Below are 14507 nucleotides of genomic sequence, written 5' to 3'. Positions count from 1 at the left end.
TTGTCCCAGCTTGTCAAAAAATCCGATGGTGACCGCATCGACGTCACCTCTCCCTATGACGGACGCATGGTAGGCCAGGTCGCCCAGGCCGGCCCCGGCGCCATCGCCGATGCGGTGTTCAGCGCCCATGCCGCACAGGCCGAATTCGCCTTCTCGACGCCGGCGCAGCGCCGCGACCTGCTCGATGCCCTTGCCGCCGCCATTGCCGGCGAGGCGGAAACGCTGGCCCGGCTCATCTGCGCCGAGGTCGGCAAGACCATTGCCGAAGCGCGCAACGAGGTGCGGCGCGCGCAGAACACCCTGAAACTGTCGGGCGACGCCGCCACCTTCCTCGATGGCGAAGTGCTGCATTGCGGCATCGTGGCCGGCGGCGCCAACCGGCAGGCCGTCATCACCTATGAGCCCGCAGGCGTCGTCGGCGCCATCACGCCATTCAACTATCCGCTCAATCTTCTCTGCCACAAGCTCGGACCCGCCATAGCGGCCGGCAATGGGGTAGTGGCCAAGCCATCGCCCAAGGCGCCGCTCGCCGCCCAGCGCCTGGCCGAGCTGGCCATCCAGGCCGGCTTCCCCGTCGGTCTGTTCCAGGTCGTCCATGGCGGCGCCGCCGAAGCCGTGGCCCTGGCTCGCGCCCCGGTCGACATTCTGAGCTTCACCGGTGGTCCTTCCGCCGGCCTTGCCCTCAAGAACGCCGCCGGCCTCGTCCGCTGCCTCATGGAACTGGGCGGCAATGACCCGCTTTTCGTCATGCCCGACGCCGATATCGCGGCAGCGGTGCAAACCGCCATCGCCCAGCGCTACGAGATCGCCGGCCAGAGCTGCGCCGCCGTAAAGAAACTCTATCTCCACGCCGATATCCACGACGACATGCTCGACGCCGTGGTCGAGGCCGCCCGTACCATCCGCCATGGCGATCCGCTCGACCCTCAAACCCAGATGGGTCCGGTCATCGACGCGCAATCGGCCACGCAGGTCCGCGCCCGCATCGATGCCGCCACCGCCTCCGGCGCCCGCCTGCTTGTAGGCGGCGCGGGGCAGGGGGCCATGCTGGCGCCCACCGTCATTGCCGACGTTCCGCCCCACAGCGCTCTTTTTGCCGAGGAAACCTTCGGCCCGGTCATTTCGGTCCGGCGCTTCACCGATGTCGGCGCCGCTATTGCCGAGGTCAATGCCGGCGCTCATGGCCTGCAGGCCGGTGTGTTCAGCAACGATCATGCCGTGCTCAAGCGCTTCGCGCGCGAATTGCGCGTCGGCGGCGTGATGATCAACGAAGGCCCCGATTTCCGGGCCGAGCACGTCCCTTTCGGTGGCATCAAGAGAAGCGGTCTCGGCCGCGAAGGCGTGCGCATCGCCCTGCGCGAAATGAGCGAAACCAAGGTCGTGATCGACTAGGGCGTCGGACCAAAAAGTGCGCGGCGGTTTTCGGGCGATTCCGACGCGCAAACAAAAGGATAGCGGCCAATCATGCGCATTGCAGTCTTTGGCGCCTCCGGGCGCGTCGGCACCCGTCTCGTGGAAGCCATCCTCACCGATCCGGGGCTGGAACTGGCGGCCGCGCATGTCTCGCCCGGCTCGGCCTGGATCGGCCGCCAGGTCGGCAGCACCGTCATCGAATACCGCCCGGCCGAAGCCGCCATCAATGCCCATTGCGATGCGATCATTGATTTCTCCTCGCCCGCAGGCAGTCTTTATCTGCAACGCATGGCCGGCCAGCGCCCGGTCCCGATCATCATCGGCACCACCGGCTTTTCGAGCGACGACCTGGCCCGGATCGACGCCGCGGCCCGATACCGCCCCATTCTGATGGGCGCCAATTTTGCTCTGGGCTTCACCGCACTCGCCCGCAATGCCTGCCAGTTTGCCGCCGCCCATCCGGGCGCCCGGGTCATGATCGAAGAGACCTACCATCGGCGCAAGAAGCGGGCTCCGTCGGGCACCTCGCTCTTGCTGGCGCGGACGGTGCGCGAAGCACAGGCCAGCGCATCCGGCATGGAGCTGCCAGCGCCCGAAATCCACGTTCACCGCCTCGGCGATACCGTCGGCATCAACGAGGTGCGTTTCGATCTGGGCGATTCCGAAATCCGCTTCACCTTTTCGGTGCAGACCATCGCCGCCTACGCCCGTGGTGCGCTGGCCGCGGCCATTCGGCTGGTCGAGTCCGGTGCCGGCCCCGGCCGCTACGACGCCTTCGACATCTGACATTTTTCCGGGATAAAGGCCGCGACAATGAACGAACTGACCAATGTGTTCACCGGCGTATTCACCGCTCTGGTGACGCCCTTCGACGACGACGGCATCGACTATCCTGCCTTCGACCGGCTGGTGGAATCCCAGATCGAGGCCGGAGTGAAGGGCCTCGTCCCGGTCGGAACGACCGGTGAAGCGGCGACGCTATCGAAAAACGAGGCGGCGGCGCTGGTCGCGCGCACGGTCGCGCTGGCGCGCGGGCGGGCCTTCGTGCTCGCCGGCGCCGGGTCCAACAATACTACGCAGGCCGTAGAGGCCGCCCGCGCCTGCGAAGCCGCCGGGGCCGATGGATGCCTTGTCGTCACCCCCTATTACAACCGGCCCAGCCAGCAAGGCCTCGAGCGGCACTATGACGCCGTGGCGCGCGGCACCGGCCTGCCCATCATGCTCTATAGCGTGCCGGGTCGCTGCGGCGTCGAGATCGCGGCCGATACCGCGGCCCGCCTGGCCGAGCGGCATCGCAACATCATCGGTATCAAGGAGGCCGGTGGCCGGGCCGAGCGCATCAGCGATCTGCGCGATGCCTGCGGCCCCGATTTCATCCTCCATTCGGGCGATGATGCACTGACGCTGCCCTTCCTTTCGGTTGGCGCCATCGGCGTGACCAGCGTACTCTCCAATTATGCGCCTCGGGAAATGGTCGACCTCGTCGCGGCCTGGCATCGCGGCGACCGCGCCAGGGCGCTGGCTTTGCATGATCGGCTGTTCGCCCTGTCCAAGGCCATGTTCATCGAGAGCAATCCGGTGCCGGTCAAGGAAGCCCTGGCGCTGGACCGGCAGATGGCCGGAACCGTGCGTGCGCCGCTGGCTCCGCTGGCCCCGGCCAGCCGTTCGACGCTGGTCGCCGCATTGGAACGGTTCGCCGGGGCGAAGAAATGACCGCCTGCTCTTCCAAGAAATGCCACAAGTGCGGACTGTCCGTTTGCATTGATGCCACCGGGACACAACTGCACTCTGAAGACCGGAAAGATTGGTCCGTCATGACCGTTCCGCCAACATCGTTCAGAGGGAGAACACGATGAAACGACTGATTACGATACTTGCCGCCGCCTGCGTGGCCATGGGCCTCGCGGCCGCCCCGGCTGTCGCCCAGCAGAGCACCATCGACCAGATCAAGGAACGCGGCGTGCTGCGCGTCCCCGCCATTCTCAACGAGGATCCCTATTTCAACAAGGATCCGCGCACCGGCGAATGGCGCGGCTTCGTGATCGACATGGCCAGCGATATCGCCACCACATTGGGCGTCGAGCTCGAAGTGGTCGAGAGCACCTGGGCCAATTCGATTCTCGACGTGCAGTCCGGCAAGGCCGATATCGCCCTGGCGTTGACCGCCCTGCCGGCGCGCGCTTTGGCCATCTCGTTCTCCGCTCCGACCTACTACAACAGCTTCGTCATCGTCTCGCCCAAGCCCGAACTGGCTTCGGCCACCTGGGCGTCGCTCAACGACCCCGCCATCACCCTGGCGGTGGATTTGGGCTCTTCGCAGGATCTGATCACCCAGCAATACCTGCCCAAGGCCAATGTGCTGCGCTTCAAGACCCGCGACGAGGCCATCCTGGCCGTCGCCAGCGGCAAGGCCGATGCCATCGTCAACACGGTGCTGAACTCGGTGGTGATGGTCAAGCGCAACGCTGCCCTGGGCCAGGTCTATGTGCCCCAGCCGGTACTGTCCTCGCCCTCGGTCATCGGCATCAACTACAATGCCGATGAGCAGTTCAAGTCCTTTATCTCGGCCTGGGCCGACTACAATCGCCGCGTCGGCAACAACCAGACCTGGATCGTCAACGGCCTGGCGCCGTTCGAGATCGGGCTCGATGACCTGCCCGACAATTTCGATCTCGGCGGCTAGTCCGCACTGCCGGGGCGGGTTTCGCCCCGGCTGACTTCTTGAAGGATATGTGATGCCGTACAAATGGGATTTCAGTGCGGTCCTGCAGTATTGGGACCTGTTCGCCTGGGGGCTGTGGCTGACTTTTGCCTATACGCTCGGCTCCATCGTGGTTGGCGTCGTCATCGGCATGATCATCTGCTTCGGGCGGCTGTCCCGCTTCCCGGTGATCAGCGGTCTGTCGCGGGCCTATCAGGAGGTGTTCCGCTGCACGCCGCTGCTGGTGCAACTGATGTGGTTCTACTACGCGCTGCCTCTGCTGCTTGGCATCACCATCGAAAACTACGTCGCGGCCATGCTGACCCTGTCGCTCTATGCGGGCTCCTTCTATTCGGAGATTTTCCGCGGCGGCATCCTCTCCATCGACAAGGGCCAGACCGAGGCGGCCAAGGCCATCGCCATGTCCGACCGGCAGGTGATGTGGCGCATCGTCATCCCGCAGGCCTTCAAGCGGGTGCTGCCCTCCTTCATCAACCAGTCGGTCATCCAGTTCAAGAATACCTCGCTGATCTCGGTGATTTCGGTGGGTGAACTGGCCTACATGGCCGCCGTCGTCAACGGGCAGACCTATCGCCCGCTGGAGGCCTTCACCGTCGTCGCCCTGCTCTATTTCGTGGTCCTGTTCCCGATGACGCAGGCTGCCGACTATGTCGAACATCGCATGCGGGTGAGTGACTGATGGACGCGCCAGCAATTTCAGGAGAAGCGACCATGCCTCTGACCGATGTCGAGCCGGTCCTGACCGTCCGGGGCCTGGAGAAAAGCTACAACAAGCTGCGGGTGATCAAGGGCGTCGATCTCGATCTGCATCGCGGCGAGGTGCTGGCCATTATCGGCCCCTCGGGCTCGGGCAAGTCGACGCTGATCCGTTGCCTCAACCTGCTCGAAGTGCCGACCGCCGGCGAGATCGCCTATAACGGCCGCCGCGTCGAAAACCGCTTCCAGTCGCGCGGCGGCAATATCGGTTGCGGCGAGTTGCGGCGCCATGTCGGCATGGTGTTCCAGCACTTCAATCTTTTTCCCCACAAGACCGTAATGCAGAACATCTGTGAAGGTCCCGTCGCCGTGCTCAAGGAGCCGCGCGAGGAGGTCGAGGCACGGGCGCTGGAACTGCTCGGCAAGGTCGGCCTGCTCGACAAGCGCGATGCCTATCCCAATCACCTCTCCGGCGGCCAGAAGCAGCGCGTCGCCATCGCCCGCGCCCTCGCCATGCGCCCCGACGTGCTGCTGCTCGACGAAGTGACCAGTGCGCTCGATCCCGAACTGGTGGGCGAAGTGCTGCAGGTCATCCGGCTCCTGGCGCATGACGGCATGACCATGGCCATCGTCACCCACGAAATGGCCTTCGCCGCCGATGTGGCCGATCGCGTCGCCTTCATCGATGGCGGCGTCATCGCCGAGCTTGGCACGGCCGAAAGCGTCATTCGCAATCCCGCCAGCGAACGGCTGCAGGCCTTCCTCGGCCGGTTCAACGCCTGATCGGAGTGTGGCATGAAGGTCCTGATCATTGGCGGTGGCCGCATCGGCCTGGCGGTGGCGGGCTTGCTGGCGGGCTCTGGCGGACATGAGGCGGAAATCGCCGACATCACCGGCGAAGCGTTGGATCATGCCGGCCAGCGCGGCTTCCGCACCCGCCATCTCGACGCGTCCCGCCTCAAGGACTGCGTGGAAGCGCTGGCCGGCTTTGACATCGTCGTCAATGCTGCGCCGACTCGGCTCGCTCCGGCTATTGCGGCGGCGGCCATCGCGGCCGGCGTCCACTATGTCGATACCGCCGAAGACATTGCCCCGGTCAGCGACCTTGCCGCCGCTTCGGCCCATGGCAAGGTGATTCTTCCCGGCTGCGGCCTGTCGCCGGGCCTGGTCGCCAATCTCGCCGCCGAACTGGTCGACGCGCTCGAAGGCCCCATTGACATGGTCGTCCGGGTCGGCGGCCTGCCGGTGCATCCGTCCAATGGTTTCGGCTATGGTCTCTCCTGGGACGTCGATGGGCTCATCGCCGAATATACCGGGCTGTGCGAGGGCATTGTCGAAGGCCAACTGGTCAGCTCCGCGCCCCTGCAGCAATATGAAAGCTTCGTGCTCAATGGCCGCCCCTACGAGGCCTTCAGCACAGCCGGCGGCCTGGGCAGCCTCTGCGCCGCCCTCCAGCACAAGGTGCGCAATCTCAGCTTCCGCACCATCCGTTATCCCGGCCACCTGACCCTGGCACGGTTCCTCTTCGAGGATCTCGGGCTCAAGCGCCGCCGCGACATGCTGCGCACGGTGCTCCGCTTCGGCGTGCCCGACGTGGTTCAGGATGTCGTGGTCATCTTCATCAGCGTCCGCGGCTTCCACCAGGGCGTGCCGGCGGAGCGCTCCTATGTCCGCAAGATTTACCACGAGCCGATGCGCAGCCCGTTCCCGGTCACCGCCCTCAGTCACACCTCGGCGGCCCATCTCTGCACCATGATCGACCTGATCGAGCAGGGCCACATAAAGGGCAGGGGCGTCGCCCGCCACGAAACCATCCCCTTCAAGCTCATCAGCGAAAACCGCTTCATGGCGCCGTTGCTGAACTAGCCTGCCTGCGACCGGGCATGACAATGCTGACCAAGCTGCCAACTCCAGAAACGATACTGGGTCGCCAATTCACTTTGGATGGCAGGGGACGACGGAACAGCGCGGAAAACCGGGATTGGATTGCAGCACAAAATGCAACAAAAGAGGCGGCTATACCGGGTGGCCTGTCATCTAAGTCGCTGATTTCACTTAAAAAAAGAACTGGCTGGGGAACCTGGATTCCATGTGAGAACGAGTCCTCACAGTAAGTAATTGAAAATACTAAGAAAAACTCGGTCTCAGAACGCTTGTGTGGAAGGTTGAGTGGCAGTCTGTGTGGAAGTTCCACCCAATCGGCACTGTAGTCAAGTGACCGCTTCAATGCCCGGGTACCATGCACCAGAGGCCGTGACATGGTGGCTCAATCGAATGGCAGCGATCCGTCGGCTCGAAGTGCAGGTACTGGAATGTTGTCTCTCAGAAACATTGCGGTCATGGCTGACATGACTGCATCGCCCCCACTGCTTGTCACTCCATCCGCCACCATGCGCTGGAGATCACTAGCATCAGCCTCGGTGTCGCCCATGGGCCAAAGTGCCGAAGTCGCTAAACGCCGCTTGCGCTGCATGAGGCTATGCAACAGGCAGTCGAAAGAGTGCTCACGAAATCCAGGATGAATGGACATGGGCACATGCACGCTGACTGGCCGAGTCTGCCCAATGCGATGAACACGGTCGTTACACTGCTCTTCCACGGCTGGGTTCCACCAACGAGAAAGGTGGATGACATGGGTTGCCGCAGTGAGCGTCAATCCGGTGCCAGCAGCCTTAGGGCCAAGGACCAAGAGATCAAAGCCGGGCGCATCGCGATACATCTGGAAGCGGTTGACGATCTCTTGGCGCTTCTTGATGGGAGTGTCGCCGTTGATCAGATCCACCCGCGCAAGCCCAAATTCTGCCTTGACCAGCTCCATGAAGCGGTACTGCATCTGTCGGTGTTCAATGAAAACTAACGCGCGCTCCTGCTCCTTTTTGATTGTCCGCAGGATATCAAATGTAGCTTCCAGCCGGGCCGAGGCGGCGATCATGTCTTCATTTGCAGCTATGGCCTGAGGATCGGGATGGACTGAGACGCTTCGAATGTGATGCAGCATCTTGAGCGCGGCACCTGGCCCGCCTTGGGCCAGCTTTAGCTTGGCATCCTCATAGCTCTCGGCCTGTTGGCGCGGCATTTCGCGCGGATGTAATTGGCGCGTCTTTTCGGGGAGGTCGTTGGCGGCAGCCTGCTTTAGTCGTCTCAGTGCCAGAGGGGGCACTTTACCGCTAGGCATGAAGACTCGTGAATGCAGCTGAGCCATATTTTGCGGAGTGGTCTCAGAATAGGCTCGGCGGAATTCGCCCAAGCTATCAAGGCTTCCTGGCGTCAGCTGATCCATGATCGCCCACAAATCCTGCGCGCTGTTCTCGATCGGTGTCCCAGTCAGGCCAATTCTGAAATCTGCATTGATCGTGCGGGCAGCCTCGGCACGCATGCTAAAGGGATTTTTGATGGCCTGAATTTCGTCGAAGACCACAGCAGCAAAGGGAATTTGGGCCAGCGAGTGCTGGTAGTTGGTCAGGGTCGTATAGGTTGTCAGTATCCACTGTCGATGCGCGCGACCTTCTTCGATCGCTTCGTGGAGCGAGCTCAGGTCAAGCTTGGCGACGCCGTCGTCGATGTCCATGCCTCTGGCGCCTGTCACCTTGCGCGATCCAGTTCCGGCTCCATAGAGGCGGATAACGCTACCAAGGCCTGGCTCCTGCAGGTGCCCGCTGACCTCCTGTTCCCAATTAATCAGGAGCGAAGTTGGCGCCACGACCAGAATTGGCCGACTGGCCGCGCGGCCAGACTGCCTCATGTTGTCTTGAAGCCAAGAGAGGAAGGCGATGGTTTGTAGCGTCTTGCCCAGGCCCTGCTCATCCGCGTTGAGCACGCCCGGAAGCCCGGCAGTCCACGCGTCAATTTGCCAAGCCAGACTATCAACTTGGTGAGGCTTAAGAGCCGTCTTTACAATGGTAGGCACTGAAGTGCCGATCGCCGGTGCCCTTGGGGTTAGGTTAGCGATCCAGTGCAATTCGTCAGTATTGTCTTCGGTCTCAAGAACAATGGGTCTGGTCTGGGCATCAGGGAGACCGTCCTGTTCTGGGAGGTCTGCTCGGTCGGCAATATGTTTGTCGATCGTAGTCAAGGTCTCGGCGCGTGCGGGAACAGCGAGATCGTCAACCTGCACTTGTGCAACGCCACTTTCGATCGCCGACGCAATCGCGACACGAAGATCGTCCAGCGCCGAGCTGGGCATATCTGCCAGTAGCTCTGCAAACTTGCGGCCGAAATCTTCGGGCATCCATGTGCTGGCTTCAAAGTCGATCGGGGCCGCTCGCTTTTCGAAGATTTTGATGCCAACCACACGCTCCGAAAATTCATGTGTTTCCACCAGTGCAGGCCCGGCGATCGCCTCTATGGCCTCCTCTTCGCCAACAGGGTCGAGGCCATCGAGCTTGCCGTCACGCCGTAATGCATCCTCGACGGCCGCAGTAATGGCAGGACGCGGATTGCGAATGAAATTCTGTCGTTCGGATTGCGTCGCTCTCTGCATCTTGGCCATCACCTCAAGCACCGGCGATGCTGAGCGATCTATGACCAGATAGCTTCCAGGAGCGATGCGATATGCAGGTAGTGCGCCGCGGTCGCGCACTCGTTGCTGGAAGGTCAGCAGGTCGCGATCCTGCAATTCGCCTTGTGCCTCAAACGGAGTAGCCGCCTCCTCCATCCCAACGCGTTCTAGTGTCTTGCCCGAGAAGGGGACGACATTGAAATCAGAGCCATCGGCGTTGGGCGAGATGGAAAATCGATCCGCCAGATTGACCGAGAGACCGGAAAGAAAGTCAGTCATCGAAACCTTGGCGGTGTGGTCAGCGCCGGCCACACGGACGCCTGGATCGAGCGCTTGGCGAAAGCGTGCCAACGCCTCCCAATGCGCAGCATCGTCCTGACCGCCCGGCTGGAATTGCTCAGCCACTTCCACGGCCTCAAGCAGCCAAAGCGGCACGCGTCGGTCGCCGTCTGAGGTGGTCAGGATAGCGCCAGTGCGCTTGGGCAGCTGTCGCTGTCCGGCCTTGGTCCACTCATGGCGCAGCCGGAAAGAGGGCGACCCAATCACCCCTTCCACATCGGTGCGGAAAGTCAGGTCGATGACTGGCGGAAGGTTCAGTGCCTCGGCGGTTTTGCTCGTTACCGCAGCCGCGAGCCGGTGCGACATGCGGATCTGTTGGCCGGTAATCTCCAGGGTCTCGCCCGTCTCATCGGCAAGCGCCCGAAGGTCGGCAACAGCGTAAATCAGTTCGCGGTCACTCAACGGAAGCCGTCCCAGATCCTGCGGCTTGCGTCCGATCAGACGCTGCAACAACCCGCCACCACTCTCCAAGTGAAGGGAGACGGAATGTGCATCGTAGGCCAGCGAAAAAGCCATCGGTTTTCCTAGATATGTTCGAGCACGCGGCCTTGCCAATCACCCAAATGCATCGTCGACCACGAGCCCGGCAAGTCTCTGATGTCTTGGCAGTCGTATCGGTCTTGATAGAGCTTGGGAACGCGCTTCCCGTCATCTCGAAAGACATGCACCTTAAAAGAATGTGAGCCTTCGACTACGATTTTTTGGCCTATCTGCAGTACGAGAAGAGATTTCTTATTGTCGCCACCGCCTGCGATTTGTTTGCCGTATCGAAGGAATTTATTGCCTGCGCCTTTTTGGCGGGCATAGGATGCAGCTTCCGGACTGAAGGCGACCCAGGCTGCGTCTATGCGCTTTTGCTGGTGTAGTCCCAGCCAGAACTTCCGCCTGGGCTCCCACATGTGATTATCTTCGACCGCTGAGACGACATCGAGGAAAAAGCGGATGTTTTCGCCGGTCAGCCAACGGATGATGACGTTTCGCAGCTGTTCCGGGACCGTCTCCCAGGCGCCACCTCGGTGTACCCGCGGGTCGCCATATAGCGTGATAAGCGCTTCGGTGAGAAAGCGCTCGTCATCGGTCGATGGCGCACGGCTCTGCCATGGGGACAACAGCGCGCTAATCGCCTGGGCAGCACCAGATGCCCGAGCCTGTTGACCTTCGGGCTTCAACCATCCGATCAACCGCTCCATACCCGAGCGGTGGTCTAGCTGCGGCGCAAGTTGCTCGACGAAGGCAAGATGAACATGGTCCATCAGGCCTGGTGCATGCGGACTGCGCAGCCCTAAATGTCGCAGATCGTCCCATGGAACAGCCATTCTAACCATCCGACTGGCCAGAGCAGAAGGCGCGACCCTGGCATCCAGCAGTTCGGGAACACTCCCGAGTAGGGCAGCCCATCGCGCACCAATCTTGGCGCGGGACCGATCGAGCGCGTTGGCCAAAGCGGCGGTGTGTGCCGCGCCAGGCTCATAGCTACCGATAAACACGGCAACCATGGTGTTGAGGAAGGTTCGACGATCGCTGCTTTCGATCTCCTCGCAGTAAAATTTTCGCAGGGCGGCAAGGTCGCTACGCTCGCGACGAGCCTGATCAAACAAGGCTACAGCAGCCGTGGTGACGAGCGACATCTTTGTGTCGCTCCAGTCGCCCGTTTCCAGCCTCTTTTGCATCTCTTGGACCAGTCGCTCCCGGTCTCGATCTGGCGGTTCAACCACCACATCCGGCCAGCGAGCCATGATTCGATCAGTAGTGGAGGCCAACCTGTTTATCGCCGCCAACGCGATTGGGTGAAAGCTTGCCGGCTTAGCCAAAAAGCGCGCGAGGCTCATGGGCTTTCCAATCCCACGCCAGCTTGCAACTCCTCACGAATACGCTCGATTTCTTCCGAACTCCCCGGCGTGAACATGATGATACGCAAATCAATGCGGCGGTTGGTGGAGCGCCCTTCGGACGTGTCGTTGTCGGCTATCGGTCGCATCTTGCCGTATCCTGCAACGGAAAGCACAGGTTGTTCGCGATAGTTTTGGTGGCTAACCAGATTTGGTTGGTTTCCTACCATCTCCGCATAGGTGGTATTGGCGCGCTCTGTAGAAAGCCACAAATTGGAGATGTCAGCACCTGTGGAGTCGGTATGTCCCTCGATTTGCACCGCCTCGATAATCACTCCGTTGGGGTTGCAGCCGGTGTCCCAGGCAGAGAGGGGGCCAAGCGTGTAGCAGGGCAAAATCTCGTTCAGGCGAGCCGCAATGCGCTGGACGACCATAACGGTTCGCTGATCACGCAACGCCGATGAGCCACTGGCAAACAGGCCATCACCCTGAAAGCGAAGCGCATCATTCTCGGCACTGATCACCACATTGAGGTCAGGAAATTCTTGCAGTAATTGGTCACGCAACCGCTCAAGAATGTTCCTACGTTCACTCGCGGTCTGGCCGATATAGACTTCCAGAGGATCGATCTTCTCCGCTTCCACCAGTCGAAGCTCCAGCTCAGCGATACGCTTGAGCAATTCTTCGATCTGACTGGTCTGATCAGCAATCGTTTGATCTTTCTGGGCGATAAAGACTTTCTGCAATTCGATTGTCGCCAGCGCCTTGTCATAGTCTGACTTGAGGACGGTTTCCTCAGGGTTGAACTGGCTGGCGAAGAAGGCGAGCAGGATCATGATGATAAAGAGGAAGCTCACCGTCATGTCGGTCATCGACACGAAAGCAGATTCTTCTTCCTCCTCGCGATGTTGTCGACGAGCGCCGCCGCGCATCAGGATTTCCTGGATTGCGGGGCGAACTGCTCGGCCTGATCGACAATTGCTTGCATCACATCAAGCGCCGGATTGAGGCGACCCTGCAGTTCACTGACATGGCCGCGCATGGAGTCCACAGCACTCGCCACCTGCGTGGTATAGATCTCGAAAGCCTGACCGAGCTTGCTATCCATGTCGTCGAGCCGGTCGCCCTGACCCTTTAGGCGCTCCAACATTGCCGACACGCCCTCGAGTCCAGCCTCGATCGCGCGAGCCTCGGTGCTAAGGATTTGCTTGGCCGCGTTGAGCGCATCGAGCGCGCTGCTGGCGGTGGCCTCTGCTGAACGCGAGACCGTCGTGGCGACATTTTGCGTACTGTCTGCCAACTGCCGTATTGAACCTTCGATCCGCTCGCTGGTCGCGCGTATCGGGACAGCGGCTGTCACCAAGTCTTGGCTGGCCGTGCGGAAAGTTGAGGCCGCCTGTACCGATGCCTCGGCGCCCGAGCGCACGCCTTCCGAGAGCATTCGCATTTCGGAACTGGCGCCGGCGACTTGGCCGACCAACCCATCCATCTGGCGGGCGATTTCGCCCAGCGGCGCCAGCAATTGTTCGGACGCCTTTGACGTCAGCTCGCCCGTCAGGCGGGCTATTTCCGATCCAGAGGCTTCGATCCGCTCGCGCGCCGCTGCGCTTCCACTCAGCGAAGCGCTTTCCATCTGTTCCTTGAATGCGGTACCGGCTTGTTTCAAGTCCGCTGCGGCCGCGCTCATGGCCCGTGCGCCCTCACCAGTATTTTCACGGATGCCCTGAAGCGTCTCGTTCATGATCGACAGCATGCGATCGGCGCCTTGGCTGAATGCACCACCGGTAGCGTCGGCCGCCGCTGTCATAGTAGAACGCAGATCGTCCACCGCTTGGGCCACTCGGGCCACGGCAGCGTCCATCTCGCCGCCCATCCGGCCAGAGCTGGCGTCCATTCGCTCCGATAGCGCTCCAATCCGCTCGCCGGCCTGGGCGAGTTTGTCGCTGGCCTGACCAAGCGCCTTGCCCACGTCGTCAGAAAATCGAGACGACAGGTCCTGGACCAAGCTGCCCACGCCTTCGGTCCCCGCTTTGCCCACTTGGTCAAGAAGGGGCGCCATGGCGGCTGAAATGCTATTGGAAATGGCGAGCGGGATATCCTCTCGCAGGGGCCGCCCAAGTTCGGCAACCAGTTCCATACCGATGGCGCGGAAATGCTCCCGTTGCTCTCGAACCGCAGCAAGCTGCTCAACCGCCAAGGACTCGAGGCTGATGAACGAAAGCCGCTGCTCCAGGCTGTTTGAGACGCTGTGGGCCGTATCTTCCAGGCGAGACATGCCGATACGCAGCACAATCGTGAAAATGATGGAGCAAAACAGGCCGGTAAGGGACATGATGAATTTGGCCGAAGCCACATTCATTAACCGGCTCATGCTTTCCTCATTGATGTCAGACAGCCCCTGCAGCGCCGCGACTAGTCCGAGGAAGGTAAGGAATAGCCCCGCGGTCACGAAAAGCCCGGGGACGATCCGCCAGAATCCGGCGCCAAATCCCAAGTCCTCAACGTTGAAAAAGATTGACGGCCGTGCCGCATTGCGCAGGACGTATTCATTTTCTCCGGTCTCGTAAGCGACCAAGGTTTCCCTGAACTCCGTCCAGTGTTCAGCGACGCTCTTTGCCGATCCTCGACGCCCGAAGCTTTTGATCCGACTGTCGAGCTCCGCAATGTTTCGGCTCAGCTCGGCTCCGTCCTTGTATTTGCGCACCTCGGCCCGAAGGCGGGCCAGTGCCCGCCTTTTACTGCCGACCCTAAAGAGGAACAGGCCTACTGCTAGGGCGAGGAAAGCCACCAACGCTAGGCTAACCAAGCCAGGGGCATATTCCTCCCGGAGCCATCCAGCGACGCCGAGTACAAGTGCGCGGACATACAGCCCGATTGAAACCAATGAATCCAAAATAATGACCCCACCCAACGGTGAATTAGTATTGCCTTACGATTGGGCGGCGCAAGCTGCAGCCGGCTTCCTCCAGGAGATTATACGCGGTCAACGGGCGAAATCTCTCGACCTGTC

At 61.4% G+C, this 14507-nt stretch carries 11 protein-coding genes; 7 read left to right on the top strand and 4 right to left on the bottom strand.

The features are described from left to right. From ASD04_RS17645 to ASD04_RS17615, 7 genes are all read left to right on the top strand, one after another. Positions 1–1392: an aldehyde dehydrogenase family protein gene (locus ASD04_RS17645; RefSeq protein ID WP_200940297.1), complete on the top strand. Its 1392-nt coding sequence runs from the start codon at positions 1–3 to the stop codon at positions 1390–1392. A gap of 72 nt (positions 1393–1464) precedes the next feature. After that, on the top strand, positions 1465–2199 hold the full coding sequence (locus tag ASD04_RS17640; protein ID WP_056259891.1) for a dihydrodipicolinate reductase C-terminal domain-containing protein: 735 nt from the start codon (positions 1465–1467) through the stop codon (positions 2197–2199). Positions 2200–2226: 27 nt separating this feature from the next. Further along, positions 2227–3126 (top strand): 4-hydroxy-tetrahydrodipicolinate synthase, encoded by a 900-nt coding sequence (gene dapA, locus ASD04_RS17635; protein WP_056259889.1) that lies wholly within the window; start codon positions 2227–2229, stop codon positions 3124–3126. A 139-nt stretch (positions 3127–3265) separates the two neighbouring features. Beyond that, on the top strand, positions 3266–4096 hold the full coding sequence (locus ASD04_RS17630; protein WP_056259887.1) for a transporter substrate-binding domain-containing protein: 831 nt from the start codon (positions 3266–3268) through the stop codon (positions 4094–4096). Between the two features lie 52 nt (positions 4097–4148). Beyond that, complete coding sequence (locus ASD04_RS17625) at positions 4149–4814, top strand: amino acid ABC transporter permease (protein ID WP_056259885.1); 666 nt, start codon at positions 4149–4151, stop codon at positions 4812–4814. Positions 4815–4846: 32 nt separating this feature from the next. Continuing rightward, the gene (locus tag ASD04_RS17620; RefSeq protein WP_056259882.1) at positions 4847–5614 is read left to right on the top strand and encodes an amino acid ABC transporter ATP-binding protein; all 768 of its coding nucleotides are present in this window, start codon (positions 4847–4849) and stop codon (positions 5612–5614) included. Between the two features lie 12 nt (positions 5615–5626). After that, on the top strand, positions 5627–6697 hold the full coding sequence (locus tag ASD04_RS17615; RefSeq protein ID WP_056259880.1) for a saccharopine dehydrogenase NADP-binding domain-containing protein: 1071 nt from the start codon (positions 5627–5629) through the stop codon (positions 6695–6697). 400 nt (positions 6698–7097) lie between these two features. On the opposite strand, the gene ASD04_RS17610 is transcribed toward ASD04_RS17615, so the two are convergent. The 4 genes from ASD04_RS17610 to ASD04_RS17595 are packed head-to-tail and all read right to left on the bottom strand — an operon-like array spanning position 7098 to position 14285. Further along, a complete protein-coding gene (locus tag ASD04_RS17610) occupies positions 7098–10184 on the bottom strand; it encodes a DEAD/DEAH box helicase (protein WP_056259878.1) in 3087 nt (1028 codons plus the stop codon). Between the two features lie 8 nt (positions 10185–10192). Next, complete coding sequence (locus tag ASD04_RS17605) at positions 10193–11497, bottom strand: EH signature domain-containing protein (protein ID WP_056259876.1); 1305 nt, start codon at positions 11495–11497, stop codon at positions 10193–10195. Continuing rightward, positions 11494–12429, bottom strand: coding sequence for an OmpA family protein (locus tag ASD04_RS17600; RefSeq protein WP_056259874.1), 936 nt, complete (start codon positions 12427–12429; stop codon positions 11494–11496). The genes ASD04_RS17605 and ASD04_RS17600 overlap by 4 nt, the downstream gene beginning before the upstream one ends. Further along, positions 12429–14285, bottom strand: coding sequence for a MotA/TolQ/ExbB proton channel family protein (locus tag ASD04_RS17595; RefSeq protein ID WP_244488355.1), 1857 nt, complete (start codon positions 14283–14285; stop codon positions 12429–12431). The genes ASD04_RS17600 and ASD04_RS17595 overlap by 1 nt, the downstream gene beginning before the upstream one ends. Positions 14286–14507 lie beyond the last annotated feature (222 nt).

The organism is Devosia sp. Root436 (assembly GCF_001426345.1).
Taxonomy (GTDB): domain Bacteria; phylum Pseudomonadota; class Alphaproteobacteria; order Rhizobiales; family Devosiaceae; genus Devosia.
This window is presented reverse-complemented; position numbering and strand designations above follow the sequence as displayed.

Excerpts from the sequence above, each read along its gene's own strand:
- ASD04_RS17640 (WP_056259891.1), top strand. The coding sequence starts at position 1,465 with ATGCGCATTGCAGTCTTTGGCGCCTCCGGGCGCGTCGGCACCCGTCTC.
- dapA (WP_056259889.1), top strand. The coding sequence starts at position 2,227 with ATGAACGAACTGACCAATGTGTTCACCGGCGTATTCACCGCTCTGGTG.
- ASD04_RS17630 (WP_056259887.1), top strand. The coding sequence starts at position 3,266 with ATGAAACGACTGATTACGATACTTGCCGCCGCCTGCGTGGCCATGGGC.
- ASD04_RS17625 (WP_056259885.1), top strand. The coding sequence starts at position 4,149 with ATGCCGTACAAATGGGATTTCAGTGCGGTCCTGCAGTATTGGGACCTG.
- ASD04_RS17620 (WP_056259882.1), top strand. The coding sequence starts at position 4,847 with ATGCCTCTGACCGATGTCGAGCCGGTCCTGACCGTCCGGGGCCTGGAG.
- ASD04_RS17615 (WP_056259880.1), top strand. The coding sequence starts at position 5,627 with ATGAAGGTCCTGATCATTGGCGGTGGCCGCATCGGCCTGGCGGTGGCG.
- ASD04_RS17610 (WP_056259878.1), bottom strand. The coding sequence starts at position 10,184 with ATGGCTTTTTCGCTGGCCTACGATGCACATTCCGTCTCCCTTCACTTG.
- ASD04_RS17605 (WP_056259876.1), bottom strand. The coding sequence starts at position 11,497 with ATGAGCCTCGCGCGCTTTTTGGCTAAGCCGGCAAGCTTTCACCCAATC.
- ASD04_RS17600 (WP_056259874.1), bottom strand. The coding sequence starts at position 12,429 with ATGCGCGGCGGCGCTCGTCGACAACATCGCGAGGAGGAAGAAGAATCT.